Genomic DNA, 24323 nt, shown 5'->3' with positions numbered 1-24323 from the left:
GTTCACGGATCGAACGGCGCGCCGAACGCCGATAAACCCACTCGCTCCGTGCGTCGGCGTTGGAGCCGTCCGCGGACGATCGGCGTCACCGGGAAGAGACTGAACTCGAGTCGCTCGACGTCGACGGCCTCGAACGCCTCGTGGCCGACGAACCGATCGATCGTGTTTCGGTTGAGCTGACAGCCAGCGGCAACGCGTTCCCACAGCGGCGTCAGGGCGTCCTGACCGGCCCCGCGCCAGCCGTCCGCGCGGACGTGCTCGAGGAACCTGAACTCGCCGCCGGGTTTCAGCACTCGCGCGACTTCGGAGAGCGCTGTCTCGACCTCTTGGACGGTGCAGAAAACGAGACTCGAGATGACGACGTCGAAAGCGTCGTCGGGATAGGGCAACGATTCCGCGCGGGCATCGCGGAGGTCGACTGCGACCGCCTCCTCGCGGGCGTTGCGAACGGCGCGTCGTCGCATGTGCGGGTCGGGTTCGATGGCGTGGTACTCGAGGTCGTCGCCGCCCGCCGCGACGAAAGAAAACAGCTCACCGTTGCCACAGCCGATCTCGAGGATTCGCCCCGAGAGGCCCGCTGTGAGGTACTCTCGGTGGGGACCCATGAGCGTCGACTCGGGGAGGAGGTCGTACAGTGTAGCGAAGACCGGGTGGGCGATTTCGTGCTCGTGCTCGTGATCGCACTCGTACTCGTGGCGATCCGGTGAGGCAACAGGCGAGTCATTCATACCTGTGGGTACAACGAGCCGTGGGGAAACCGTTTTGCCGTCGTCGCGTCTCGACTGCGGCCGATCGCACGACCGCTACGTGATCGGTGTGCGACCAGTTTCAGTTGTGCCCATACCTGATCGGGTTCGGAACCCGGCCACACCGATCCCAACACGAGTCGAACCCGACGTATGCCACGCCAAAGCATAGTGGGTGGCGCACGTAGAGGCGACCATGTTCGACGACAGAACCGACGCCGGCGAACGACTCGCAGCGGAACTCGAGCGCCGCGGCCTCGAGGTCGACGTCGTCCTCGGCATCCCACGGGGTGCGTTGCCGGTCGCTCGACCAGTTGCGAACGCACTCGAGGCCGAACTGGACGTGGTGGTAGCCCGCAAACTCGGTGCCCCCGGGAACCCGGAACTCGCTATCGGCGCCGTTGCGAGCGACGGAAGCGTCTGGCACAACGACGCCCTGATCGCCCAGCTGGGCGTCTCGGCGGACTACCTCGAGGAGATCGAGCGTGAGGAAGCCGAAAACGCCAGTCGGAAAGCAGACCAGTACCGCGATGGGGCGAGCATCCCCGACCTCGACGGGAAACGCGTGGCCGTCGTCGACGACGGAGTCGCGACGGGGGCGACGGCGATCGCCTGTCTCAGACAGGTCCACGAGGCCGGTGCCGAGCACGTCGTACTCGCGGTCCCCGTCGGCTCGCCCCAGTCGGTCGACGATCTCGCGTCCGAAGCCGACGAGGTGATCGCGCTCCAGACGCCGGCAGATTTCCGCGCCGTCGGACAGTACTACCGACAGTTCGGTCAGGTGAACGACGCCGACGCGATCGCGTACCTCGAGGGGGATCGATGACGATCGGACCGACGGCTACGGATGGAAAGGGACCCTGAAAAAACGGATGGCCGCTGGGCAACGCGCCACCGTGTGCCAGGGTCACGAGCGACTTCGTGCCAGAAACACATAAACACCCCTCGAGAGTTGCGCAAGTCGATACCGTCCGGGCGAATCGCCTTGCGTCACAGTGGTCGTGACCGGGAGGTGTGCCTGCTCGAAAACGAATACCGCGAGTCGAAGTGGCCCCATCGAAGCGACAGTGTCAAACCGATGCCTAAGTCGCAACTGCGGTAGGTAGGTGGTGATGGTTTCGAGACTACCGCAGTGCGTTTACACCGCAACACTCCTAGAATATAAGTAACCCTGATTTGGAAAGGAAACGGTCCCCTCGCAGGGAGTCAAATCGATCAAAGCAGTGGTGGCGAACGGCCGATAACAGGTCGGCGAACACGAGAGTCTACAGCGAACTCGCGGGACAGACAGGAGGCCCGAACGAGCCCAATTCCGAACGGGACCTCACCGCTCTCGACGAAGCGAACCAGGGGTCCCCGAGCGAACGGGACGGTAACGTGCTCTGCGGCCGGGGCGATCACGTCCCGCCGCTGGCCCCGACCCGGATAGCAGAACGGATTTACGTTCGCATCGTCTGTCCTCGAGTATGGATTACGAGTCGAGTCTCGACCGAGCGATGGACGAGGTCCCGGACATCGGGGGCGACGAAGAGCGACTGCAGATTCCCGACGCCGAGACCCAGAAGGACGGCGCCTTCACGCGATTCAAGAACCTTGACGAGATCGCCGACGTCCTCTCGCGTGAGGACGAACACCTCCACCGATTCGTCCAGCGTGAGATGGGGACCAGCGGCAAGTTCGAGGATGGTCGCGGACGCTACAACGGGACGTTCTCCCAGCAGGACTTCAACGCGGCAGTCGACGCCTACGTCGACGAATACGTTCTCTGTACGGAGTGTGGCCTGCCGGACACCCGTCTCGTCCGTGAAGACCGGACGCCGATGCTTCGCTGTGACGCCTGTGGTGCGTTCCGTCCCGTTACCAAGCGCTCTGCGAGCAGCCAGCAACAACAACAGCAGGAAGCCGTCGAGGAGGGCAAGACGTACACCGTCGAGATCACCGGCACGGGCCGCAAAGGCGATGGAGTCGCCGAGAAGGGCAGCTACACGATCTTCGTCCCTGGCGCCAACGAGGGCGACGTAGTCGAAATCTACATCAAGAACATCTCCGGCAATCTGGCGTTCGCTCGACTCGCCTGAGCGTTCGAACGGACCATATTTTCACGACGATCACATCGACGAACAGCCAGGCGCTTGCCTGGCAGTGAGTCAGGACCATCTTGACGGGCTCCGACCGGGAATCGCCCATCCGAGTTCGGCGAACCGCGAAAGTAAAGGTAGTTTGTGCTAGTCACACATTCGTGGGAGTCTCGTTCGATCTCTTTGGAACCCTCGTCAGCGTCGATCGCCCGACCGACCCAACCGAAGCCGTCGCGCGCGAACTCGAGCGCCGGGGCGTCGCCGTCCCAGACGACTGGGCCGACGCCTACGCCGAGCCACACATAGACGCCCCCGAGGGCGCCGAGGTGCCGTTACCTGCACACGTCGCCCACGCACTCCGAAGCCGGGGTGTCGACCTCGAGGGGACCGAAAACGCGGCCAGACGCGCCGTCGTGGCGGCGTTCGACCCCGAAGTACGAACGCGAGACGGCGCGCTCGAGGCCCTCGACGCGGCTCGCGAGCACGGCCCGGTCGCAATCTGTTCGAACTGCAGCGTTCCCGAACTCGTCGGCCGGACGCTCGTCCGGGCCGATTTCGGCCGCGACGACGTCGACGCGATCGTCACCAGCGTCGGCTGTGGCTGGCGAAAGCCCGCCCCACAAATTTTCGAGCTGACGGCGACCCGGCTCGGCGTCTCGACCGCGGAGCTGGTCCACGTCGGCGACGACCCGCGAACCGACGGCGGCGTCGAACGCGTTGGCGGTACTGCAGTGATACTCGAGGAGACCCCGTTGCTCGAGGTTCCCAACCGACTGGCGACACTTACAGAGGCCGACGACGAACGATGATCGACAGACGGAGACACCGCGAGCGAGCGAGCGATCCGCCGCGAGCGAGCCGAGCGGAGGGGCGACAGCCGTGACGGCCACGACGGTCGCGATGATCGCTCTGGCGCTCGGCCTCGATGCGCTGATCGGCGAGCCGCGAAACGCCTTTCACCCCGTCGCGTGGTTCGGCCGTCTCGTGGGGGTACTCGACCGCGAGTGGGCCGACAGCGACCGGGGACAACGGCTGGTCGGGCTCGCCGTCGCCATCCTCGCGCCACTGATTCCCGCGGGGGCCGCCGGTGGGGCTGTCCTCCTGGCGACCGCGGTTCATCCCCTCGCTGGCGCGGCCGTCGCCGGCGTCGTCCTCTTCGTCTCGAGCAGCCTGCGGTCGCTCCTCGAACTCACCGAGACGGTGCTCGAGGCGACCGAGGGCGACCTCGAGACGGCTCGCCACGAGATCCGTGGGCTGGTTGGCCGCGACGTCTCGACGCTCTCGCCGGCGGAGCTTCGCAGCGCGGCGCTCGAGAGCGCGAGCGAGAACCTCGCCGACGGGCTGGTCGCGACGATGCTCCCGTTCGCCGTGCTCGCGCCGCTGTCGCTTCCCGTCGCCGCAGCCGCAGCCGCCTGGGTCAAGGGCGTCAACACGCTCGACTCGATGCTCGGCTACCCCTCGAAACCGATCGGGACGGCGAGCGCCCGGCTCGACGACCTGGTGATGTGGCTCCCGGCCAGGGTGTCCGCGCTCGCGATCGCCCTCGCGGCCGGTGATGTCGGGTCACTCCGGCGCGCTCGAGCCTGGGCACGCACACCGTCGTCGCCGAACTCCGGCTGGCCGATGGCGACGCTGGCCTGTGCGCTCTCGGTCCGGCTGGTCAAGGCGGGTGCCTACGACCTGAACCCCGAGGCCGGTCTCCCGACGCGCGCTGACGGCGACCGCGCGGTGAGACTCGTCAGGTTCGCAGCGGCCGTTGCAGTGGTGTTCGCCGTCGTCCTCGCGGCTGTGAGTGCGGCGGTGCTCGAGGCGTCGGTCCTGAACGGGACCGCTGTCACCGTCGCAGCGCCGATACCGACGCCTGCTGTCACCATCCTAGCGCCGATGCCGACGACTGGTGCCACCACGGTGGCGATTCCGGGGGTGAGACTGTGAGTAGCCGCTGGATCGGCGCGGTTCGCGGCGGCCTCGGATTCCTGACCAGACTTCCCGTCGGCTTTCGAGACGGGGATTGGGACGCGCTACGACGGACACCGGCGGCGTTTCCAATCGTCGGATTCGTCGTCGGCGCGCTCGCGGCGCTCCCGCTACTGGCGAGCGACGCAGTTCCGGCGTCGACGGTGGCGTTCGCGTACCTGCTCGCGGTGTACGCCGTGACCGGGATTCACCACCTCGACGGGGTCGCGGACCTCGGCGACGCGCTCGTCGTCCACGGCGATGTGGACCGTCGACGCGAGGTCCTGAAAGACACGACGACCGGCGTCGGAGCGATTCTGGCGGTCGGGGTCGTCGTCGTTGGTCTCGGACTCGGCGGACTCGGGCTGGCCGGACTTCCGGTCGCGGCTGCCGTCGGTGTCGCAATCGCCGCGGAGGTCGGGACGAAACTCGGCATGGCCGCAATGGCCTGTTTCGGCCGAGCGAGCGCCGACGGGATGGGCAAGGGGTTTACGGCCGCCACCAGTCCGGCCTCGTTCGTCGCGCCCGCGGCCCTGGCACTGCCCGCGGTCGCACTCACCTGGCCCCACCCCGCCGCCGGGGTCGCAGTCGTCGCCGCAGTCGCCGCCATCGCGCTCCCCTGGGCCTGGGCGACCCGTCACCTCGGCGGGATCAACGGCGATATCTTCGGCGCCGCCAACGAGATCGGACGCGTCGCCGGCGTCCACGTGGGGGTGATCGCGTGGACGCTGTTGTGATGTGTGGCGGGAAGGGAACCCGCCTCGAGAGCGACCACGAGAAGCCGCTGTTCCCGATCGAGGGCGTTTCGATGGTCGACCGAGTCTCTCGGGCGCTCGAGGGGAGCCGCGTCGAGACGGTCTACGCGGCGGTCTCGCCGAACGCACCGGCGACCCGTCGCCACCTCGAGAAGCGAGCGATCGACGGCCGAGACGAACTTTCGGTTCTCGAGACACCTGGCGAGGGCTACGTCGCCGACCTGCTTGACGTGCTCGAGCGTCCGGCCATCGAGCCGCCGATCCTCACCGTGGCGGCGGATCTGCCCTTGCTCGAGGCACCTGCGGTCGATCGAGTGCTTAGGGCCCATGGCGGCCGGAACGCCTCGCGCACGGTCTGTGTCCCCGTCGCATTGAAACGCCGGCTCGGCGTCAGCGTCGAGACGACGCTCGAGCCGACCGACCACCTCGCGCCGACGGGGGTGAACGTCGTCGGCACCACTGACGAATCCATGATAGACGTGAGCTACGATCCGCGACTCGCGGTCAACGTGAACCGACGTACAGATGCCAACACTGCGGCGAAGCACTTACAGCGAGGGGGCGACCCATGCGCGTAATCCTCGCTGCCGGCACGACCGAAACGGCCCTGATCGACGGCATCAGCGCGGCCGGTGCTGCGCCCGAACTCATGGCCCAGACACCCTCTGCGGACGTCGAGATCCTCGAGTACGGCCGGCCGACGGTCTCGCCGGTGACGCCGGTGTCCCCGACGGGCTGTCCGACGCCCGCGGCAGTCACCCGCGCGGTCCGCGACGTCGTCGACTTCGACCTGACCATCGTCGATGCCGGCCTCGCACGGCCGACCGGCTCGCCGACGGTAGACCTCGAAGTCCCGGCCGGAACCGACGTCCGCGAGCCGACTGCCGTCGCCGACGCCGCGGCGATCTTCGAGCGCGCTCGCGAGTTCGGCGCCAGCCTCCCCGACGAAGCGCTCCTGCTCGGCGAGACCGTGCCCGGCGGGACGACGACCGCACTCGGCGTGCTCACCGCGCTCGGCGAACCCGCCGGCGTCTCCTCGTCGCTCCCCGACAATCCCCTCGAGCGCAAGGAACGCGTCGTCGAGACGGCGCTCGAGGCGAGCAACCTCGAACCGGGGGCTTGCGGGGCTGAACCACTCGCAGCGATCCGCGCAGTTGGTGACCCCGTCCAGCCGACGATCGCCGGCATCGCCGCGGGCGCACTCGAGTCCGGCACGGACGTGACCCTCGGTGGGGGGACCCAGATGGTCGCCATCGCGGCCGTCTTGCGCCACGCCGGCGTCGATGAGCCGCTGTCGCTCGCGACGACCTCGTTCGTCGCCGACGATCCGAGCGCCGACCTGGAGGCCGCCTGTGACCGACTCGACTGTGAGCTGACCGTTACCGATCCCGGCTTCGACGGCCGCGAGCACGTCTCGATGCAGCGCTACTGCGCCGGCGAGGCGAAAGAGGGCGTCGGGATGGGTGGCGTCCTCTCGCTCGTTCCTGACGGCGAAATGTCGGCGGTCCGAGACCGGTTCGAGGCCGTCTGTGCCCGACTGGGGATCGACGAAAACGGCGTCGACCCCGAGTCCGGGAGCGACGCCGCGGGCGACGGCACTGACGCGGCTGCGGGGGCCGACGGTGGACCCTGAGTCGGTTCGGGAAAGCGAGCGCGTCCCCCACGGCGGCGAGTCCGATTCCGACGTGCTCGACTTCTCGGCCAACACTAACCCGTTCGCCCCCGACGGCGTCGAGGCTGTCTACGCCGACGCGCTCGAGGACTCCCGGCGATACCCCGACGACGAACATCCCGAGTTTCGGGCGGCTGCGGCCGATTTCGCCGGCTGTGCGCCCGAACGCGTCGTCCCCACAGCGGGCGGGCTGGCCGCGATTCGGCTCATCGTGGCGGTCACCCTCGAGCCCGGCGACGAAGCGCTCGTCCCGTATCCGAGTTTCGGCGAATACGCCCGCGAGATTCAGCTGCAGGGAGCGACTCCCCGGTTCGTCGCCCACGACGAAGTGCTGTCGACCGGCGTAGACGTCCTCGAAGACTGTGCGCTCGCGGTCGTCTGTACGCCGAACAACCCGACTGGCGAGGCGAGCGACCTCGACACCCTCGAGGCCTTCGCGGACCGCTGTGCCGACGCGGGGACGACTCTGCTCGTCGACGAGGCATTTCTCGGGTTTACCGACCTCCCGTCGGCGGCGTCTCTCGAGCGCGAGCACGTCGTCGTCGCTCGCTCGCTCACCAAGCTGTTCGGCCTGCCGGGGCTTCGAGCGGGCTTTGCCGTCGCATCTGGCGACTCCCTCGCCGCACTCGAGACGGCCCGTCGCGCCTGGTCGCTCGGAACGCCAGCCGCTCGCGTGGGCGCGTACTGTCTATGCCAGAAGGAGTTCGTCATAGAGACGCGCGAGCGCGTCGCGAGCGAGCGCGATCGGATGGCTCGAGCGCTCGAAGGCCGCTTCGACGTTCACCCATCCGACGCGCCCTATCTGCTCTGTGACGTCGGCGACCGCGACGTCTCGAACGTCGTCGGAACGGCCCGCGAACGCGGCGTTGCGATCCGTGATGCGACGACCTTCCGCGGCCTCGAGGGCCACGTCCGTGTCGCCGTCAAGAACCGCGCCGCAAACGACCAGTTGCTCGCAGCGCTCGAGGTGCTCGATAAGGCCGACCGCGAGGACGACCGCGAGCGATGACCGAACCGATCCCCGACTACGAGGCGTGCCGTCGCGACGGTGTCCTCAGGGTCCGTCGCGAGGGGACCGAGTGGCTCTCGACGGGGGCCGACGGCGGCCGCACCCGTGGCGAGTGTGCGTACAACGTCTCGGTCCCGGAAGGGTGGACCCGGACCGACCTCGCAGCCTACGTCGACGAACGCCTCGAGCGGGCGGGCTTCGACGTCGGCGACGCCGACGCGAGCGGCGAGCGACCGCCGGCATTGCTCACCGGTGTCGACATCGCGGACGCCCGCGGCGCCCGCTGCGGTCCGGTCACGGCCTACGCGACCGCCGGCGTCTCGAACCCGGCCGCGTTGCCGATGGAGCCACCCGGCGGCTCGCTCCCCACCGATCTCGAGCCCGCGACTGACGACGATCACTCGACGCCCGGCACCGTGAACGTCGTCGTCGGCACGACTCGCTCGTTGCCCGACGGCGCGCTCGCGAACCTGATCGCGGTCACTGCCGAAGCGAAAGCGGCCACGCTGCTCGAGACGACCGGCTTCCCCGGAACGACGACCGACGCCGTCGTAGTTGGACACGATCCCGACGGTCGGTCCACCCGATTTTCGGGCAGCGGAACGGCCGTCGGCGCCGCGACGCGAGCCTGCGTCCGTGAGGCCGTCCGCGCCTCGCTTTCGGCTCACTACGAGGACCACGACGTTGGCTGCCCGGCGTCGGTCGAAGAGGCAACGTACGGCGTTTCGACGGACGTTCGGGCGACCGTGTTCGAGCCGCCAACCCTCGAGTAAAGAACGGATGGAGCGTCGGCGGCAGATCCCTTCCAGCTAAACCGTCTCGGGCCCAACCATCGCCTCATGGGGGAAGCCGACCGGGACCCGACGACGATCCGCTCACTCGCGATTTCACCGAAAGACGCCGTCGACGCGTTCGTTTACGGGCGGGAAAATCCGGGCGAGGGCGTCCTTCGCATTACGCCGCCGTTCCACGGACGTATGCGTGCCAGAATTCACGTCTACCACGTCGACGACGCGCCAGTCACCGGGGCAATCCACGTCGCCCCGGCCGACGTTATCGAAGCCGACGTCGTCGACGCCTATCCGACCCTCGAGGACGAACTCGAGGGTGCCGACGCCGCCGAGACGGAGCGAATACGCGAGCGCCACGGGGACGCAGTCGAGGAGTGGCGAGCCACCGCCCGGACTGCCCTCGTCGATTCCGTGTCCCTCGAGACGGCCGCTGGTACACACCGCGTCGACGTCAAACCGCTCGGCTGAGTCGCTGGCTGAGCAACGCAGACGGATCGGTCTCGATCCATCCCTTCGAGTTCGTCCCATGCCGCTGGCGTTTCTCGAGGGCGTCCCACAGCGTGTTGTCGGCGTCTGCCGGCCGAATCCGGTCCGGAGAGACACGACGGAGCGGGCTCGAGCCGTCTACTTTCACTTTCACCGTGGACGGATCGCTTTGACGTACACTCACGCCAACGGAGAGGTATGACGTTGATCGTCGACCGAACGAACGCATCGATCGGGGAGAACGAACCGACCGCAGAGCCCGTCGAGGAACGACGACGGATCGAAGTGACGGAACTACACACGGCCGGAATCGAAGGGTTCGTCGACTCGAGCGTCGACACCGACTGCGTCTCGCTCGAACACCGCGGCGGACGTACCTACCTCGTTCTCGAGGAGTAAGCCGCGTCGCTCGAGTGGTGACGAGCCGTCGGCTGGGTGTTGGGATGGCACGCAGTACGACGATACTACCCAGACTGAGGTGTCACACGCCACACACCGCTTTTCGCTGTCTTGCTTCGAGGGCACTCGGCGGATACGCGTCAGGCGACGCACAATCGTACTCGTAGCACCGTCGTTGGGCAGGGCTCACGTGCGATCAGCACTGGGGAGCGGTCAGAGACCGACTCGGGGCATCACCGTCGAGACGGTACGCTGGACAGTTTGAGTCGGTCAGACCGGTTCGCACAGCGCCCAGACGTCCTCGACCGGCTCGAGTCGGTGAGGTTCGCGGCCGCGCTCGGTGAGTAAGCCCACATGATACAGCATCGCCTTCAGCTGGAATACGGTCGGCGCGTGGTAGACTGACCCGTCCTCGAGCGCCGTCCGCCGGAACGACCCGTCGCTGGTCAGCACGCGGCGTCGGATAGCTTCGTCTCCGCGGAGGAACAGCTCGATGGTGAACGACGGGTGCAGTTCGTGCATGTACTCGACCAGTTCGACGAGCGTCGGCTCGGCGTTCCAGTCGTCGTGCATCGTCTGGAGCACTTCGACGAGGAGTTCCGTCGCCGGATAGGCGAACAGGACGCGACGGGCGAGTCGCCCCCACGCCGGTGCCAGCTCGAGAAACCGGGTTTGCGAGCGATACCACTCGGCGAACTCCTCGAGCGCCCGCTCGACGGACCCACACTGGGAGTTCGCGAACCGGACGACTTCGCGGCCGAGCGAGGTCAGACGGACTCGAGGGGTGTCCTCGATCAGCCCCAGAAACGCCGCACCGCGTCTGGCGTCGTCGACTGCGCCTACGACCCTGTACTCCGTGAGGAGGTCGTCGGTGTCACCGTCGGCGTAGTGGGCCAGGGGGTACCCCAGGTAGTTCTTCGGGTGATTGAGGCCGAAAGACGCGTCGGCGACGCCCTGGGCGCTCGCCTGAAATCGCAGCGCCGTGGCTTCACTCGAGGTTCGGTTGCCGACGACCCGCGGGGTCTCGAGGGGGTCGACCTGGCCGTCGGCGTCGACACCGAGGACGCCGACGTTTAGCTCCCGTGCGAGGGTTCGATCCGTCGCGGTGATGGCGGCTGTTGGGGCGGCGACGTACGCTGCGTTCGCCTCGTGGAGGCGGTCGTAGGCCTGGACGATCCCCCGCTGGGTGTCGACGCCGTCGCTCGCGTAGCCTTTCGCCTCGACGGCGATCAGCGGCGGCTCTTCGCCGAGTCGGTCGACCGCGAGCAGATCGGCGTCCACGGTCGCGACCCCGACCAGGTCGGGATAACCGCCACCCAGGCGGACGTGATTGAACGGCGCAAGTGTCTCCCGGACGGACCGTTCGATCGGGTGTCCCGGACGCCACTCGGCCTGCGAGAACTGCGTGTCGGCGACGACGTACGACGCGTCCGCCGACTCCGGAAACAGGTGTCGTTTGGTGTACGCGAGCACCTGAGGCTCCGAGAGCGAGGCGGCTGCACTGCTCATGCGCTCGAATGTGCGAGCTGCATCAAGGTCCTTTCGGCACCTCGAGTGCCCGAGTCGACGGCCAGCCGCGGACTCTGCGTCTCCCGTGGGCCGACGCCAGCCCCATACTGTCAGACAAGATTACTGAAGCGCGTTCACCGAACTGGAGCGGCGAATGCTCACACTCGTTCCGTCTGGCAGTATCAGTAGACCCCGACGCGTTGGGCGACGCCTGCGAGGAGACTCCCGAGCCCGAAGACGGAGACCCCGGCGGCGAAGGTCCAGATACCTGCGTCGGGTTCGTAGAAGCTGAGCGCCCAGAGTCCGGCCAGCAGTCCAAAGCCACCAGCGAGCATCAGCGAGCGAGATCGGTCCATACCTGACCTTTTCAGTCGAGTACGAATAAGTTGCGCCTCGAGGTCAGCTACTAGTAGGCCTACTCACGCTCAGTTCGTGGCACACTGGAGAGACATGGGTTCACAGGAGCAACAAGACCGCTATAGCGCCGACGAGCACGACTGCGGCCACGATCCACACCCGTTTGTCCGACAGTTTCGACGGCGAACTCGAGGGAGTGGTCTGATACACTTGCCTGAGTTCAGGACCGAGCGTGTTCGCCTGGGCGAGGTTTGGACACTCGTGTTTCTCCGGGAGTTTGTGTGCCCCACAGTGGGTCCGTCCGCAGTAGGTACACGAATACGGCATAGTGATCTCATCCCCACAGACGCGACATTCAGCCATTGGTTACTGGTTCTCTCGAATCGATATAACACAGCACGTCTTTCGAGTCCACACTGTGTGAGCGTATCGATGGACCGCTTCGTGTCGCGGGTCCACGACCGAAACGGGGACTGACTACTCGAACCGATCGAGGACGGCCTCGAGTTGTGACTCCTCATCGGCGATGATCTGGAAGGTTCCGTCCCACTCGCCGTCGGCCATCGTTTCGGCGAGATCCGGTCCAAGCGCGTACGAGCCGAGGACCTCGTCGTCGCCGTGGATGGTGAGCTCTTGTTGCGTGGGGTTTTCGAGCGCGTCGATGGCCTCGAGTTCGTCGACGAACGTCTCGGCTGCCTCGTCAGTGAAGACGACCGAGACGTAGTACCAGTTCGGTTTTTCCTCGTATTCGACGTCGCCCAGATCGGTGACGTCCCCATACGTCGCGAGGACGATCTCTTCGGCGTCGACATCGTCGTCGTCGGCGTCTTCCCGATCGATCGTCGTCACAAGTGAGGCTTCGGGCTCCGTTGCAGTCAGCGCGTCTTCGTCGTCCTCCCCGCTTTCGTCGTCACCGTCGTCGTCGGATTCCTCGAGGTCCTCCTCGTCCTCTGAGCCGAGACAGCCGGCGAGACCGACGAGGGTGAGACCGCTGGCGGCAAGCGTGTGTCGTCGCGAGAGCATACCCAGAGCTTCGCACCGAAGCTCTTAAATTCCGGTGACTGGGTTCCGGATGAGAACACCGCGATGCTCGAGTCAGAGATAGCCGAGATCCGCGAGGCGCTCTTTCGTTCCCTCGCGCATGGCGACCGACTCGCGCTCTTCGAGTGCGCCGAGAGGTTCGAACTGCGTCTCGAGTCGATCCCGGAGCGTGCTGACGCGTTCGGGCTCGGTGTCGGCGATGGTGGTCTCTTCAAACGGATCGCTCGGGAGGTGGTGAAGCCGCTCGAAGCCGTCGTCGCCGCGAACGTACTTGTACTCGCTCGTCCTGACCGCCCGCAACTGGCGGTCGAACTCGTAGACGCGATCCGGAAGGTCGCCGAAGCGGTTCTCGAGGCGGTCGATCGACGGTTGGGGGGCGACGTACTCGGCGAAGACAGCCTCACGAGGGTCGGTCGGCTCTTCGGGCTGGATCGGACGGCCAGCTGACTGGTGTCGAAGCGCTGGATCCTCGACACCGGTTGCTGCACACAGCGTCTCCGGCAGGTCGAGCAACTGGACCAGTTCTCGACGGCTGCCACCGTCGGTGAACGGCCCGCCGTGGAGGACGAGCGGCACGTGCAACAGCGTATCGTAGAGGTTGTACTGGTGGCCGAAAAAACCGTGTTCGCCGACGTGCTCGCCGTGGTCACCACAGACAACGAACAGGGTGTCCTCCCACTCTCCGGCAGCCTCGAGCGCTCTACGCAGCCGCTCGAGCTGGTCGTCGACGTAGGCGAGTTCGGCACGGTAGAGCCCACGGAGGAGTTCGAAGTCGCGCGCTGAGAGGTGATAGTCCGCACAGTCGTACGCACGTGGGTCCTGTCTGATCGCGCTCGCTTCCTCGTCGGTCGCGTCGTCGGGGAGGAATCGCTCGGCGTACTCCTGTGGTGGGTCGTACTCGACGTGGGGTTCGATGAAGTTACAGAACAGGAAGAACGGTCGGTCGTCGTCGCGGTCGGCGAGCCAGTTCGCGATCCAGGTCGTCGATCGGTCAGCACCATCGTCGCCAGCCGGCTGGAACACCTCGCTGTAGAGGATGTTGGTCGCGTTGATGATGGGGTTGCCGTCGAACAGCCGTCGGCGGGTTGCCTGAAGCTTCTCTCGGAGATCCTCGCCGCGAACGACCGCACCCATATCGGCGTCGGACTGGACGTACTGCCAGCCCTTGCGCAGGTCGTCGAAGCCGCGGTCGAAGCCGAACTCCTCGGTGATCCAGGTGTTGTTCGAGACGCCGACGGTTTCGAAGCCGGCATTCGAAAACGCTTCTGGCAAAGTGCGGAGGTCGTCCTCGAGCGCAGGGTGGCCGCCGTGGGCACCGTGTTCGGAGGGATAGGTCCCGGTGAACAGCGATGCGTGAGACGGGAGCGTCCAGGGTGCGGCCGCAAAGGCGTTCTCGAACGTCGTCCCCGTTGTGGCCAGTTCGGAAAGCGTTGACGTCGTCTCTGGGCCGACGCTTTTGGCTCGAGCCGTATCGAAGACCACGAGAACGACGTTCCGGGCGGTGCCGTGTGATTCGCCGACACATCCGTTAGACTCCTCCATGCGTGGGCCACACTCCGCGTTTCGTCCTGAAGATCATCGGCCCGGAGTATGCAGGTCAACAGATCTGTGCCACGGTATTGGTGGAGTCCGTTCGGGAAACTGTCGTCACAAACCAGTGGTCGCGTCGTTCGACTCCCGTACCCGCGACCCATACGACCACTTGAAACGGTTCTCTCACCCATCGTCTGTCCTCCATGCGATCGGGTGCGAGCCCGGTAGCAACCATCGCCACTCGACGTCGTTCTGGTCCGCTGTCGCCGTATCGGGCCGTCTCGGGCGATAGTAGCCACTGCACGTCAGTGGCTACTAGAGGACAGCACGGCCGTCGAGATGCCACAGTCCGGCGCGCTCGAGGCCGACGGGATAATACGTCCGTGGACGAACGGCCTAGACGATGACCGAGGTTGCGAGCCTGGGCAGCGTCAACGTCGACCGGATCAGGTACCGTCCCACGGACCGAATCACCGAACTCGAGACCACACACAGCTGGTTCCCGACGGCCGGTGAAACCGTCCGGATAGACGGGACGCCAGCGACGCTCGAGTTCGAGACGGCGGCGGACGAGAGCGCCGTCGGCGGGAAGGGCGCAAACCAGGCAGTCGCCGCCGCCCGCGCGTCCGCCGACGTGGCGCTGTTCGGCTGTGTCGGCGTCGACGAGGATGCCAACGGGATATGTGAGACGCTCGCCGACCGCGGCGTCGACGTCGACGACGTCGCCGTCACAGATCGAGAGACCGGGAAAGCCTACGTCTTCGTCGACGAGATGGGCGAGTCCTGGATCGCGATCGTCGGCGGCGCAAACGAGACGCTCGACCGGGCCTACATCGATGCCAACTACGACCGCTTACAGGCCGTCGACGTGCTCCTGCTTCAAAACGAGATTCCCGTCCCGACGATGACGTTCCTCCTCGAGCGCTTCGAAGCCGACGAATCCCGGCCGACCGTCGTCTTCAACGCCGCTCCCGCAGCGGGCGCGGAATCGCTTCTCGAGCGAGAGGCCGTCGACTACGTCGTAGTCAACGACGCCGAGTACCGCCTGCTCGAGGAGACCCTTGCAGGCGTCGACGGGACCGTCGTCCGGACGCGCGGCGGAGACGACGTGATCCTCACTGGCGACGTCTCCTACCGCGCGACGCCGCCCGTCGCCGACCCGATCGACACGACTGGAGCGGGCGACGCCTTCTGTGGCTACTTCGCGGCTGCACTCGCCGACGGCGAGACTCCCGAACGGGCGGTCGACATCGCTGCGGCCGCGGGTTCGGTCGCGACCGAACGCGAGGGCGTCCAGCGCGCGATACCGACGAACGCGGACGTTCTCGAGGCACTCGAGGGGGACGACAGGTAGAACGGTTCAGACGGACGTTTGGGTGAGTACAGCCCTGATATTGACACCGTCATATCCGCTTGAAGGGGGGATTTCACTCGAGAATCTGAAGACCGGCTTCTGTGAACTCGAGCCGAGAGTCTCGTGACGCTCGGTCACGTACTGGACGGTATCAACTTTCCCGGCCTGAAGGCCGGCGTTTGTCGGTGAACTCCCGGTCTGGCCTATGATAAGGCGGGCGTGAAATCGCCGTTCCCGTTCAGCGTTCCCGACTTCAGGGCGAGTTGATTGGTCGCCCCTCCGGCCGGAGATTTCTGCCCCGACCGGAGTAGTTTCCTTGCAACGTTCTTTGCGGCGTTGTAGTCGGCGTAAACCTCATAGCCACACCTCTGACAGCAAAAGGCTGCTTGTGACGTGCGGTTCTCGCGGAGTGTCGTCCCGCACTTTGAACAGCGCTGGGACGTGTACGCTGGGTCGACCTGCGTTGTCGTGATCCCGAACTCGGCGGCTTTGTACTCGACGTGCTCGTACAGTTGACGGAACGCCCATCCGTGAAACTTCTTCGCGCCGGACATTCGGTCCCGAATATCGGTCAGGTCCTCGAAGGCAATGTGAGAACAGCCGTGCGTTATTGCCTCTTGAACGATAGCCTTCGATATTCTGTGCAGTACGCCGTTGTTCCAGCGCCGTCCTCGAGTCGAACTCGGACGTGACCGTCCGATTCGACCACGCTGGCTGTCAGATCGTGATCGGCCCCGACCTCCACGGAGTAGCGATAATCGACGGGACCCACTGACTGGGCGCTGATCCGACCATCGACCGCCTCAGTTTCCACACGCCGAATTCACATCGAGTCGTCCGTTCTTCGGGCCGACTCGGTCAGTCAGAGACGCAACCGTCCGTTCGCTCGAGTCGTCGCTCCAGCGTTGTACCGAGGAGGTCTCGAAAGCGGTCGTAGTCAGCGTCGACGGCGATGCGTCCGTTCGGCTCCGCGCCCGTTACACCCTCAACGTCACAGACCAGTGCACCGCGAGCGAGGCCGTCGTCCGCGCCGACCTCCATCGAGTAGGGTTCGGTTTCGAGCATCTCCTCGTCGGCGACCGCCGCGAGGACGAGGGCGTCGTGAATTGCGGCCGACTCGATGTCGTATCGATCGAGATACTCGGCCTCGTAGTAAGTGAGCCACTCGCGGACGGACCGACCCAGCGGGCCGTCGGCCTCGAGAGTCTCGAGTCGGCTCGGCGGCAGGGTTGCCTCCCGGGTGACGTCGAGACCGACGACCGTCGGCGAGCAGTCCCGGACGACTCGTCGGGCCGCGTGCGGATCGGAGTGAAAGTTCGCCTCCGCCAGTGGCGTCACGTTCCCGCGGGTGAACGCGGCCCCGCCCATGACGACGAGTTCGTCGAGCAGGTCCGGGAGATCGGGTTCGATCGCGAGCGCGAGTGCCACGTTCGTCAGCGGGCCGATCGCCGCGAGGACGAGGTCGCCCGCGTGTACTCTGGCCTGTTCGACCATGAACCGCGCGCCGTGGACGTCGACCGGTCGCGTTGCCGGACCCGGCTTCGGTAAGTCGCCTTTGATCCCGCCCTCGCCGTGGATATGTTCGGCCGTCTCGAGGTCGACCAGCAGCGGCCGATCGGCCCCACGGGCGACGGGCACATCCGTCCGCTCGAGCAACTCGAGGATGGCGCGGGCGTTCTCGGTCGTCGCGTCGACGGGCGCGTTACCGTGGACCGTCGACATGCCGACCACCTCGAGGTCGGGATGCTCGAGGGCGAGCAAGATCGCAAGCGCGTCGTCACAGCCAGGGTCGGTGTCGATCAACACTGGACGGGTCATGTCCCGTTCGTCGTCGTCGCCGACGCATAAAGAGCCGGATGACATCCTCCTCGGCGTATTCCGACGTCTGGGAGTCCTACACCGACCTCGGTGAGGCCTGTGCCGACGCCGGTCCGATCGACGACGAGACGAAACGGCTCGTCAAACTCGGGCTCGCCGTCGTCGCCCAGTCAGAAGGGGCCGTCCACGCTCACGTCCGACGCGGCCTCGAGGAGGGGGTCAAGCCCAACGCCCTCGAACAGGTCGCCGTCCTCTCGCTCCCGACGGTCGACTTCCCGCAGGCGATAGCTGCGTTGAGCTGGATTACCGGCCTCGACCGAGACGACGGCCTGTAGCCCGTCACACGACGCACGCAGGTCGACGCCCCTAACACGCTGGCATACCTCGATCGAACCGATGCCGACCCGCGCGTTCCGGATCGCCTACGACGGCACCGGCTATTACGGCTTCCAGCGCCAGCCCGACGTCGACACCGTCGAGGACATGCTCTTCGACGCGCTGCGCGCGCTCGAGGTCTTGGCGCCCGACGCGGACAAACCCGAGGGGTACGCCGCCGCCGGGCGGACCGACGCGGGCGTCTCCGCGCTCGCCCAGACGGTCGCCTTCGAGACGCCTGACTGGCTCACCCCGAGAGCGTTCAACGCCGAGCTCCCGGCTGACGTCCGTGCCTGGGCTGTCGCCGACGCCCCCGAGGACTTTCACGCAACCCACGGCGCGAGTCGTCGCGAGTACGTCTACCACCTGTACGCCCCACAAACTACCGCTCGGCTCCCGGGCGAATCACAGGTCGTCGACGACGAGCGGTATCGCGCCGCCTGCGAGGCCCTCTCTGGTCCCCACGACTTCCACAACCTGACCCCCGACGACTACAACACCGGGCGCTCTCCGACCGTCGAGGTCCGCCGCGACGGCGAGTACCTCCTCGTGACTGTCACTGCCTCCGGCTTCGCCCGCGAACTCGTCCGTCGCCTCGTCTCGCTCGCCCACGATATCGGCGCTGGCAAGGAGCCACTCGAGAAAGTCGACCGTGTTCTCGCCCCCGAACCGCTGCCCGGCCACGAGGGAATCGCCCCCGCGCCACCGGAACCACTCGTGTTGACCCACGTCGAGTATCCGGACCTCGAGTTTACAGTCGACCCCGACGCGGCGGCGAGCGCTCGAGCGGTGTTCGACGCGAAAACCGTCGAGCGACGAACTGGCGCACGCGTCGCAGGGCAGATTGCAGATGGAATGAGCCGCGGGCGATAACTCCGACGGGGTGCCCGGACGGAGGCGACAGCGAGGATCGGACGAGGGCGACAGCGGGCATCTGACGGGACGCTTCGCTAGCGCTTATACGACGGCGGAGATATCTCGAGGCATGGAACTGTCGCCCGAAGAGTACGGTGCGTACTGGCGTGCGTCGATCTACGTCGCGGCTGGATTCTTGCTCGTCTTCCTGAGCTACCGGTTCGTCATCACGGAGCTGTTCGCGTTCGGGAACGCCGGCGCGCTCATCATCGGGATCTTTCTCTTCGCCGCGCTCACGTTCGCAGGGATCTTCGTTGCGATGCTCGGCGTTGCTCGCGTCATCCGGACGGCGATCGACGCGGAGATGCGCGGTTAGGCCGTTCGATACTCCTCGAGGTCGAGTTCGTCGCGTCCGGCCACCTCGCCGTCGGCACGAACGTCGATCGTCACGGCGTGTTGGTCCCGATGAATCCAGCTTCGTCGGACCTCGAGCGACGCCGTCTCGCCGGGGTCGAGCGGGACCGGCTCGATGGGGGCGGTCGTCTCCTCGCCGTCGTCGAACGCGAGCACGACCCGATCGACGGTCAGAGGGTCGGGCGTGACGTTCTCGAGTTCGAGGACGAACGACTCGACGCGGGTTTTCGCGCCCTCGTCTTCGAGCTCGAGGTCTACGTCCCGCAGAACCCCGCTCGTGGCGTCGGTCGCGTTCGAGGGAGCGGGGGTCGCCGTCGCCGCTGCGTCCGCAGGCGATTCGTCCGGACTGAACGTGGTGAGACACCGGTAACAACGGTGAAAGTCGTATTTCACCAGTGTGTGCCCGCGGTGGAACCGTCCGGTTCGTACCTTCCGTACTAGCAGTCGATTCCCGCAGTTGGGACACGACGGTCCACCGAACATACTCGAATCCAAGATCGCGAAAGAGTAATAGGTTTTGTGTGACGTCGTCACGCCCTCATTCGAGTCGATAGCGTAACAGCGCGGCGATACCACCGAGGTTCGAAAGCTGCTGACCGGGTGGGAACTCGCTCGAGAAGACGGTCACCTCGCCGCCCTTTTGTTCCGCAGTTCGGACGATGTCGTCGACGTCGATCGCCCACTCGCCCTCGGGGCCGCGTTCTTTGCGCAGGCGGTCGTCGAGGATCAACAGGTGTTCGATCGCCCCGTACTCGGCGGCTTTCTCGACTTCTTCGGGGCCGTAAGCGGCCTTTGCACCCTGGGCGATTCGCCGGGTCAGTTCGTCTATGTACTCGGCTTCGCTTTCGATTCGCGTCTCTTGCTGGACGTCGGCGACGGCGCCGCGTTTCAGGACCTCGTGGACGCCCCGGTCGCCGACGCTGGCCGTGTCGACCATCGTCACCTGCTCGGCGACCTCGGGTTCGTTCTGCTCGAGAGACTTGTAGGCGTCCTGTTTCGTAAAGCCAGGACCGGCGAGGATGATCGCGTCGGCGTCCTGGCGTCTGAGGACTGTCCCCAGTTCCAAAAACAGTTCGTCGCGCCCGCGAGCGTACTCGCCTTTGCCGGTCGTCCCCGTGATCGTCGCCCGCTCTTCGGTGCCGTACTGGGCGACGGTGTGGACGTGTGCCTGTCCCTCTTCGACGGTGGCGATGGCGACGTCGGGGTTTTCGGTGGCCTGTTCGGCTTCCTCTAAGCGGGCTTCCTGGTCCGGTTTGAACCACTTGTCGATTGATAACTCGTCGCGCGCTTCGACGTTCAACGTGTGGTGAAAGCCGAGTTGATCCTCGCGTGAGCAAGCGACGATCTCGCCACCGACGCGCAGCCGGTTGGCGAACTTGTGAAACTCGACGTCGTCGACGGCGATCGCGACCCACATGTGCTCGCGCTCACCGCCCGTATCGCGCATCTGGTCGTCGTTTCGCTGGATGCGGCGGGTCGTATCACCCGCGACGCGGTCGCCGGGCTCGAGGACGTACTGGAGGTGCCAGAGATCGTCGACGCTCTCGGGGACGACGGTCACCCGTTCGCGACCGCCCTCGAGTTGTTCCCGGTCTTTGATCTGCATGACCGTTCGTTCTCGCGGCGGGGGTAAGTGGGCTGCGATCGATTCGGCCGACGCTCGTCGCGTTCTGCACTGGTAGGGACGTGGTGTTTCCCCATTGAGTGTCTACCACTAGCATGTCCATTGGACACGTAGACCAGCTAGACAGCTTCGGAATCCGCTCGCTCGTGACACACGCACTCATGGCGGTTTCGTTCACCGGAGCGATCGCCGCAGGGCTGTTCGTCGACGGCCAACTCGGGCTCGTCTCGTTCATCGCGTTGCTCAACTTCACCGCGGGCGTCTGGGTCTCCCAGTCGATCCACTCGCTGGGGAACGCGAGAACCGACGATACCTACGACGGCGTGTTGGGTGTGTTGCGCGATACGACCGGCGAAAAGCGATTCCACGGGCTCGACACCGGCCGACTGGCCCGACTCATCACGCTAATCGCGGCCGTCACGGCGGTCTCGCTCTTGACCGCCGGGCAGGTCCTTCCGAGCGAACTCGCCTCGATCGGCGTCGTCGCAATCGGGAGCATCGCACTCGTAACCGCGATGACTGGCTTCCTGATCGCCCTCGGGTCGTCCTACGACGACGCAACACGCCACACGACGATCGAGATCGAACATCAGCGTGAGTACCCCTCCACGCGAGACCGGGCCCGAGACGCAGAAACGATGGAGCAGATCATAGACCTCGGCGGTATCGACGAACCACCCGACCACTTCGAGCAGTACTGACGGCCGTGGAACCGACGCCGGTTATCTCTCCTCGAGCGATTTTGAGTCGCCGTCGCCTGGACTCGTGCTCGCATCGCTTTCGAGGCCGACGCCGTCGTCCGAACCGGTCTCGAGTTCCACGTCGTCGGATCGTGACTCGGCGTGCTCGAGTTCGGTTTCGTCGCGATCCACCTGGGACGAACCGTTCGAAGTCACGGCAGCCTCGAGCTGGCGGTTGTGTGGTCCGAACGCGAGATACAACAACACGAGTGCGAAAACGGTCATTGCGATGGTGACAAGAGCAGCGATTCCGATCGTGAAGTCAACCTGAAGCGGTACGGCCGCCGATGTGAGGTCGCTCGTCCGTTCGGCCATAGTGATGTCAGTGCGACACTACTTGGGCCAACCCAAAAGAAGTTGACCTGAAACGCACCGGACGTGAAACGCCGAGATGTCGAACGTAATCGGTAGTTCTCGACGAGACGGAGCGGTCCCGGACGACGATACCCGCCGAGCAGCGCATCGACTCGCTTCAGTACCAGGGTAGCTGTTGAAAGATACCAAAGCATCTGATCAGCAGCCAGAAACAGTCCTAATAAACCACATCGTATAATTTGGGGTTTTAATTTTTATTGATAATAATTTTCAACTGGTATTTTAGGGAGAATCAGGAAGGTATAGCGTACTCTGGATTACCTCGAAAGCACTCGAGGGAGCCGCTTTCGACGCCAGTCTCAGTTCCCAGGAAGCGACGTTGTGTTCCGAATTTGCAAGTAACGAAGACGCGACTACCCACCATTGGACCAGTGACCAGCTTCACGATCGACAACGCATCCGGCTCCTCTCCCGAGCCGTCACTAGTAATCATTTCTCTGGCAATATAGCAGAATGGGCAGTATTGTAAACTGTACTGTTTGACATTATTCTGTAGGGTACGATCCGGTGCACGTCCTCACCAGAAACAAATGTCGGACATCTAATTACCGCCGGTCGTCGGTCCAATCGCAAGCGCGATGGTCCACCCGTTGGAGAGGTCGGTTTCACTCACAGTGTGGTTGTGTCCCGTCCTGTCACGTGATCTCAGGTTCGTCGTACAACTCGAAACGCAGAACACAGCGACGGTATACCGCTCGAACTTAGGGAAAGCACTCGGCTCGAGCGTCCTGGTCTGCAGCGAGGCCGGACTTTCTGTACGAGGTACTGACGCAACCGCAGTTCGGTCCCGGTAGCGTCGAGGCTGACGTACAGCGAGCCGTATGGTGCCACCGGTTGCACTGACCGAAACGAGGTCGCCAGACTGAAGAACTATAGTAAATCGTGATAGACTACCACTCAGTAAAGTTTATCTACCCAGAAACTCGCCTATTAATCACATGGATCACAGCGACAGCAGCGAGTACGGTCGTCGAACGGTTCTGAAGGCAACGGGAGCGGCTGCCGCCGGTGGACTGACAGCGATGGCGGGCTGTCTCGGCGATGGGGGTGAAAACTTCGTAACCATCGGGACTGGGGGGACCGGTGGCGTTTACTACATTCTCGGGGGCGGCATCGCCGACTTGCTCAACGAACACGAGGATCTCGGTGTCGACGCATCGGCCGAGTCGACGGGTGCAAGCGTCGAAAACGCCCGCGAAGTCGGCGGCGGTGACATGACGATGGCACTGGCGCTCAGTAATTCCGTCCTGCTGGCAGTCGATGGCGAAGGAGACTTCGACGAACCCGAGCCACTCCAGTCGATGTTCGGTGCCTACGTCAATCACACGCAGGTCGTCGTTCCCGAAGATTCCGACGTTGAAACGCTCGCCGACCTCGAGGGACTCGACGTGAGCGTCGGCGCACCGGGCAGCGGAACGGAAGTCATCGCTCAGGAATTGCTCGAGTGGTACGGGCTGAGCTACGACGACATCAACGAAGAGCGACTCGCGTTCGACGAGACCGCGGACGCGCTGATCGACGGCCAGATCGACGCGGGCTTCTGGAGTGTCGGCCCGCCGACCTCGTCGATCGAAGAAGTTGCCAGCCAGCGTGACATCCGTCTGCTCAGCTTCCCTGAAGACGACCTGGCCGAGATCGACGACGAGTTCCCATACTACACAGCAGCAACCATCGAACCCGATACCTATCCCGACCAGGACTACGAGGTTCACAATCCCGGCGTCGTGAACACGATGATCGTCAACGAAGACGCCGACGAGGAACTGGTCTACGACATCACTGAGATTATCTACGAGAACCTCGACGAACTGGCCGATATCCACGACGTCGTCGGTCAGTTCGAAGAGACAGCACGTGACTCCCCCATCGATCTTCATCCGGGGTCGGAAGCGTACTTCGACGATGCCGGCCTGTAGTCGGTCGACGCTCTTTCGCGCAGTTGGTGGGTCGATCGTCTTCGGTGTGGCCCTCCTACTCGGTGCAGTGATCGCGTCGCCGACGGTACCGACCGTCCAGCTCGCTGATGCAGAGACGGACGAAACGCTCGCAGTGTACTCCCTCGAAGAGGAAGAGACGTTCGAGATTCGGTACGTCCACTCGTTCGAGGGGACACCAATACACGAGACGTACACCGTCGAAGACAGTGAGATCGTACAAGTTCGCGAGGCCTACGCCTACCACGCGGCTGGACTCGAGCACAGTCGTGAGACGTACCGTGACGGCAACATGACCGTGAGCGAACTCGACCACGAGCTGGGATCGTTCTCGGTCCGCGTCGCGGAAACGACCGAGCAGTCGCTCGTGATCGACGGTGAAAAACGAGCACTCGACTCGTACGCAGAACCCGGATCGACGATCCGAATTTCGGCTACAGAACGCAATGGCGTCACCAACAGGCTACTCCGTGCGGTCGGAAGTTGGTGACTAACGACGGAA

29 protein-coding genes and 1 pseudogene are annotated in these 24323 nt (G+C 65.0%); 18 read left to right on the top strand and 12 right to left on the bottom strand.

The features are described 5' to 3' along the window. Positions 1 to 2: 2 nt before the first annotated feature. Positions 3 to 728 carry a class I SAM-dependent methyltransferase gene (locus tag AArc1_RS05825; RefSeq protein ID WP_117363481.1) on the bottom strand — a complete coding sequence of 242 codons (726 nt, stop codon included), beginning with the start codon at positions 726 to 728 and terminating at the stop codon, positions 3 to 5. A gap of 214 nt (positions 729 to 942) precedes the next feature. Here AArc1_RS05825 and AArc1_RS05820 point away from each other — a divergent pair, with 214 nt between their 5' ends. The 10 genes from AArc1_RS05820 (at position 943) to AArc1_RS05775 (ending at position 9475) form a co-directional block, all read left to right on the top strand. Then, entirely contained in the window at positions 943 to 1572 is a 630-nt protein-coding gene (locus tag AArc1_RS05820; RefSeq protein WP_117363480.1) for a phosphoribosyltransferase, read from the top strand. A 640-nt stretch (positions 1573 to 2212) separates the two neighbouring features. Beyond that, positions 2213 to 2824 carry a translation initiation factor IF-2 subunit beta gene (locus AArc1_RS05815; protein ID WP_117363479.1) on the top strand — a complete coding sequence of 204 codons (612 nt, stop codon included), beginning with the start codon at positions 2213 to 2215 and terminating at the stop codon, positions 2822 to 2824. Positions 2825 to 2985: 161 nt separating this feature from the next. Continuing rightward, entirely contained in the window at positions 2986 to 3633 is a 648-nt protein-coding gene (locus AArc1_RS05810; protein ID WP_117363478.1) for an HAD family hydrolase, read from the top strand. A gap of 70 nt (positions 3634 to 3703) precedes the next feature. Next, positions 3704 to 4759, top strand: a complete 1056-nt coding sequence (cbiB, locus tag AArc1_RS05805) for an adenosylcobinamide-phosphate synthase CbiB (RefSeq protein ID WP_117363477.1) — start codon at positions 3704 to 3706, stop codon at positions 4757 to 4759. Beyond that, a complete protein-coding gene (gene cobS, locus AArc1_RS05800; RefSeq protein WP_117363476.1) occupies positions 4756 to 5517 on the top strand; it encodes an adenosylcobinamide-GDP ribazoletransferase in 762 nt (253 codons plus the stop codon). Before cbiB ends, cobS begins: the two co-directional genes overlap by 4 nt. Beyond that, positions 5517 to 6113 carry an NTP transferase domain-containing protein gene (locus AArc1_RS05795; RefSeq protein ID WP_117363475.1) on the top strand — a complete coding sequence of 199 codons (597 nt, stop codon included), beginning with the start codon at positions 5517 to 5519 and terminating at the stop codon, positions 6111 to 6113. The genes cobS and AArc1_RS05795 overlap by 1 nt, the downstream gene beginning before the upstream one ends. Then, positions 6104 to 7168: a nicotinate mononucleotide-dependent phosphoribosyltransferase CobT gene (gene cobT, locus AArc1_RS05790; RefSeq protein ID WP_117363474.1), complete on the top strand. Its 1065-nt coding sequence runs from the start codon at positions 6104 to 6106 to the stop codon at positions 7166 to 7168. Before AArc1_RS05795 ends, cobT begins: the two co-directional genes overlap by 10 nt. Continuing rightward, on the top strand, positions 7158 to 8216 hold the full coding sequence (locus AArc1_RS05785; RefSeq protein WP_117363473.1) for an aminotransferase class I/II-fold pyridoxal phosphate-dependent enzyme: 1059 nt from the start codon (positions 7158 to 7160) through the stop codon (positions 8214 to 8216). Before cobT ends, AArc1_RS05785 begins: the two co-directional genes overlap by 11 nt. Next, positions 8213 to 8989 carry an adenosylcobinamide amidohydrolase gene (locus AArc1_RS05780; protein WP_117363472.1) on the top strand — a complete coding sequence of 259 codons (777 nt, stop codon included), beginning with the start codon at positions 8213 to 8215 and terminating at the stop codon, positions 8987 to 8989. The genes AArc1_RS05785 and AArc1_RS05780 overlap by 4 nt, the downstream gene beginning before the upstream one ends. 66 nt (positions 8990 to 9055) lie before the next feature. Beyond that, positions 9056 to 9475, top strand: coding sequence for a hypothetical protein (locus tag AArc1_RS05775; protein ID WP_117363471.1), 420 nt, complete (start codon positions 9056 to 9058; stop codon positions 9473 to 9475). Here the strand turns inward: AArc1_RS05775 and AArc1_RS05770 are convergent. Then, on the bottom strand, positions 9459 to 9647 hold the full coding sequence (locus tag AArc1_RS05770) for a hypothetical protein (protein WP_117363470.1): 189 nt from the start codon (positions 9645 to 9647) through the stop codon (positions 9459 to 9461). The genes AArc1_RS05775 and AArc1_RS05770 overlap by 17 nt on opposite strands. 44 nt (positions 9648 to 9691) lie before the next feature. On the opposite strand from AArc1_RS05770, the gene AArc1_RS05765 reads away from it, so the two are divergent. Further along, entirely contained in the window at positions 9692 to 9892 is a 201-nt protein-coding gene (locus tag AArc1_RS05765) for a hypothetical protein (protein WP_117363469.1), read from the top strand. A 270-nt stretch (positions 9893 to 10162) separates the two neighbouring features. Here AArc1_RS05765 and AArc1_RS05760 read toward each other — a convergent pair whose 3' ends face one another. The 5 genes from AArc1_RS05760 to AArc1_RS05740 all read right to left on the bottom strand — a co-directional run bounded on the left by AArc1_RS05760 (position 10163) and on the right by AArc1_RS05740 (position 14341). After that, positions 10163 to 11401, bottom strand: a complete 1239-nt coding sequence (locus AArc1_RS05760) for a hypothetical protein (RefSeq protein ID WP_117363468.1) — start codon at positions 11399 to 11401, stop codon at positions 10163 to 10165. A 182-nt stretch (positions 11402 to 11583) separates the two neighbouring features. Beyond that, positions 11584 to 11757 (bottom strand): hypothetical protein, encoded by a 174-nt coding sequence (locus AArc1_RS18660; RefSeq protein WP_154670616.1) that lies wholly within the window; start codon positions 11755 to 11757, stop codon positions 11584 to 11586. Positions 11758 to 11857: 100 nt separating this feature from the next. Next, positions 11858 to 12121 carry an AN1-type zinc finger domain-containing protein gene (locus AArc1_RS05755; protein WP_117363467.1) on the bottom strand — a complete coding sequence of 88 codons (264 nt, stop codon included), beginning with the start codon at positions 12119 to 12121 and terminating at the stop codon, positions 11858 to 11860. A 114-nt stretch (positions 12122 to 12235) separates the two neighbouring features. Then, positions 12236 to 12781, bottom strand: coding sequence for a preprotein translocase subunit SecD family protein (locus AArc1_RS18655; protein ID WP_154670847.1), 546 nt, complete (start codon positions 12779 to 12781; stop codon positions 12236 to 12238). A 72-nt stretch (positions 12782 to 12853) separates the two neighbouring features. Next, positions 12854 to 14341 (bottom strand): sulfatase, encoded by a 1488-nt coding sequence (locus AArc1_RS05740; RefSeq protein ID WP_117363465.1) that lies wholly within the window; start codon positions 14339 to 14341, stop codon positions 12854 to 12856. 394 nt (positions 14342 to 14735) lie between these two features. Here AArc1_RS05740 and AArc1_RS05735 point away from each other — a divergent pair, with 394 nt between their 5' ends. Continuing rightward, on the top strand, positions 14736 to 15686 hold the full coding sequence (locus AArc1_RS05735; RefSeq protein WP_117363464.1) for a PfkB family carbohydrate kinase: 951 nt from the start codon (positions 14736 to 14738) through the stop codon (positions 15684 to 15686). Between the two features lie 203 nt (positions 15687 to 15889). On the opposite strand, the pseudogene AArc1_RS05730 reads toward AArc1_RS05735, so the two are convergent. Beyond that, positions 15890 to 16432: pseudogene (locus tag AArc1_RS05730) on the bottom strand (RNA-guided endonuclease InsQ/TnpB family protein); the annotation flags it as partial. A gap of 112 nt (positions 16433 to 16544) precedes the next feature. Further along, positions 16545 to 17504, bottom strand: coding sequence for a nucleoside hydrolase (locus AArc1_RS05720; RefSeq protein WP_117363462.1), 960 nt, complete (start codon positions 17502 to 17504; stop codon positions 16545 to 16547). 38 nt (positions 17505 to 17542) lie between these two features. Between AArc1_RS05720 and AArc1_RS05715 the strand changes: the two genes are divergently transcribed. From AArc1_RS05715 to AArc1_RS05705, 3 genes are all read left to right on the top strand, one after another. Beyond that, complete coding sequence (locus AArc1_RS05715; RefSeq protein WP_117363461.1) at positions 17543 to 17839, top strand: carboxymuconolactone decarboxylase family protein; 297 nt, start codon at positions 17543 to 17545, stop codon at positions 17837 to 17839. A 61-nt stretch (positions 17840 to 17900) separates the two neighbouring features. Beyond that, entirely contained in the window at positions 17901 to 18752 is an 852-nt protein-coding gene (gene truA / locus AArc1_RS05710; protein ID WP_117363460.1) for a tRNA pseudouridine(38-40) synthase TruA, read from the top strand. A gap of 112 nt (positions 18753 to 18864) precedes the next feature. Beyond that, complete coding sequence (locus AArc1_RS05705) at positions 18865 to 19110, top strand: hypothetical protein (RefSeq protein WP_117363459.1); 246 nt, start codon at positions 18865 to 18867, stop codon at positions 19108 to 19110. Here AArc1_RS05705 and AArc1_RS05700 read toward each other — a convergent pair. Both AArc1_RS05700 and AArc1_RS05695 read right to left on the bottom strand, forming a co-directional pair. Further along, complete coding sequence (locus tag AArc1_RS05700) at positions 19107 to 19631, bottom strand: hypothetical protein (RefSeq protein WP_133412324.1); 525 nt, start codon at positions 19629 to 19631, stop codon at positions 19107 to 19109. The two genes, AArc1_RS05705 and AArc1_RS05700, sit on opposite strands and share 4 nt — an antisense overlap. Before the next feature lie 55 nt (positions 19632 to 19686). After that, positions 19687 to 20754, bottom strand: coding sequence for an mRNA surveillance protein pelota (locus AArc1_RS05695; protein ID WP_117363457.1), 1068 nt, complete (start codon positions 20752 to 20754; stop codon positions 19687 to 19689). Between the two features lie 113 nt (positions 20755 to 20867). On the opposite strand from AArc1_RS05695, the gene AArc1_RS05690 reads away from it, so the two are divergent. Continuing rightward, on the top strand, positions 20868 to 21473 hold the full coding sequence (locus AArc1_RS05690; RefSeq protein WP_228442394.1) for a hypothetical protein: 606 nt from the start codon (positions 20868 to 20870) through the stop codon (positions 21471 to 21473). A 21-nt stretch (positions 21474 to 21494) separates the two neighbouring features. Here AArc1_RS05690 and AArc1_RS05685 read toward each other — a convergent pair whose 3' ends face one another. Further along, the gene (locus AArc1_RS05685) at positions 21495 to 21827 is read right to left on the bottom strand and encodes a hypothetical protein (RefSeq protein ID WP_117363456.1); all 333 of its coding nucleotides are present in this window, start codon (positions 21825 to 21827) and stop codon (positions 21495 to 21497) included. Positions 21828 to 22825: 998 nt separating this feature from the next. Between AArc1_RS05685 and AArc1_RS05680 the strand changes: the two genes are divergently transcribed. Together AArc1_RS05680 and AArc1_RS05675 are read left to right on the top strand one after the other, a co-directional pair. Continuing rightward, a complete protein-coding gene (locus AArc1_RS05680; RefSeq protein ID WP_117363455.1) occupies positions 22826 to 23803 on the top strand; it encodes a TAXI family TRAP transporter solute-binding subunit in 978 nt (325 codons plus the stop codon). Next, positions 23790 to 24311, top strand: a complete 522-nt coding sequence (locus AArc1_RS05675; protein WP_117363454.1) for a DUF1850 domain-containing protein — start codon at positions 23790 to 23792, stop codon at positions 24309 to 24311. Before AArc1_RS05680 ends, AArc1_RS05675 begins: the two co-directional genes overlap by 14 nt. Positions 24312 to 24323: the final 12 nt, after the last annotated feature.

The organism is Natrarchaeobaculum sulfurireducens (assembly GCF_003430825.1).
Lineage (GTDB): Archaea > Halobacteriota > Halobacteria > Halobacteriales > Natrialbaceae > Natrarchaeobaculum > Natrarchaeobaculum sulfurireducens.
This window is presented reverse-complemented; position numbering and strand designations above follow the sequence as displayed.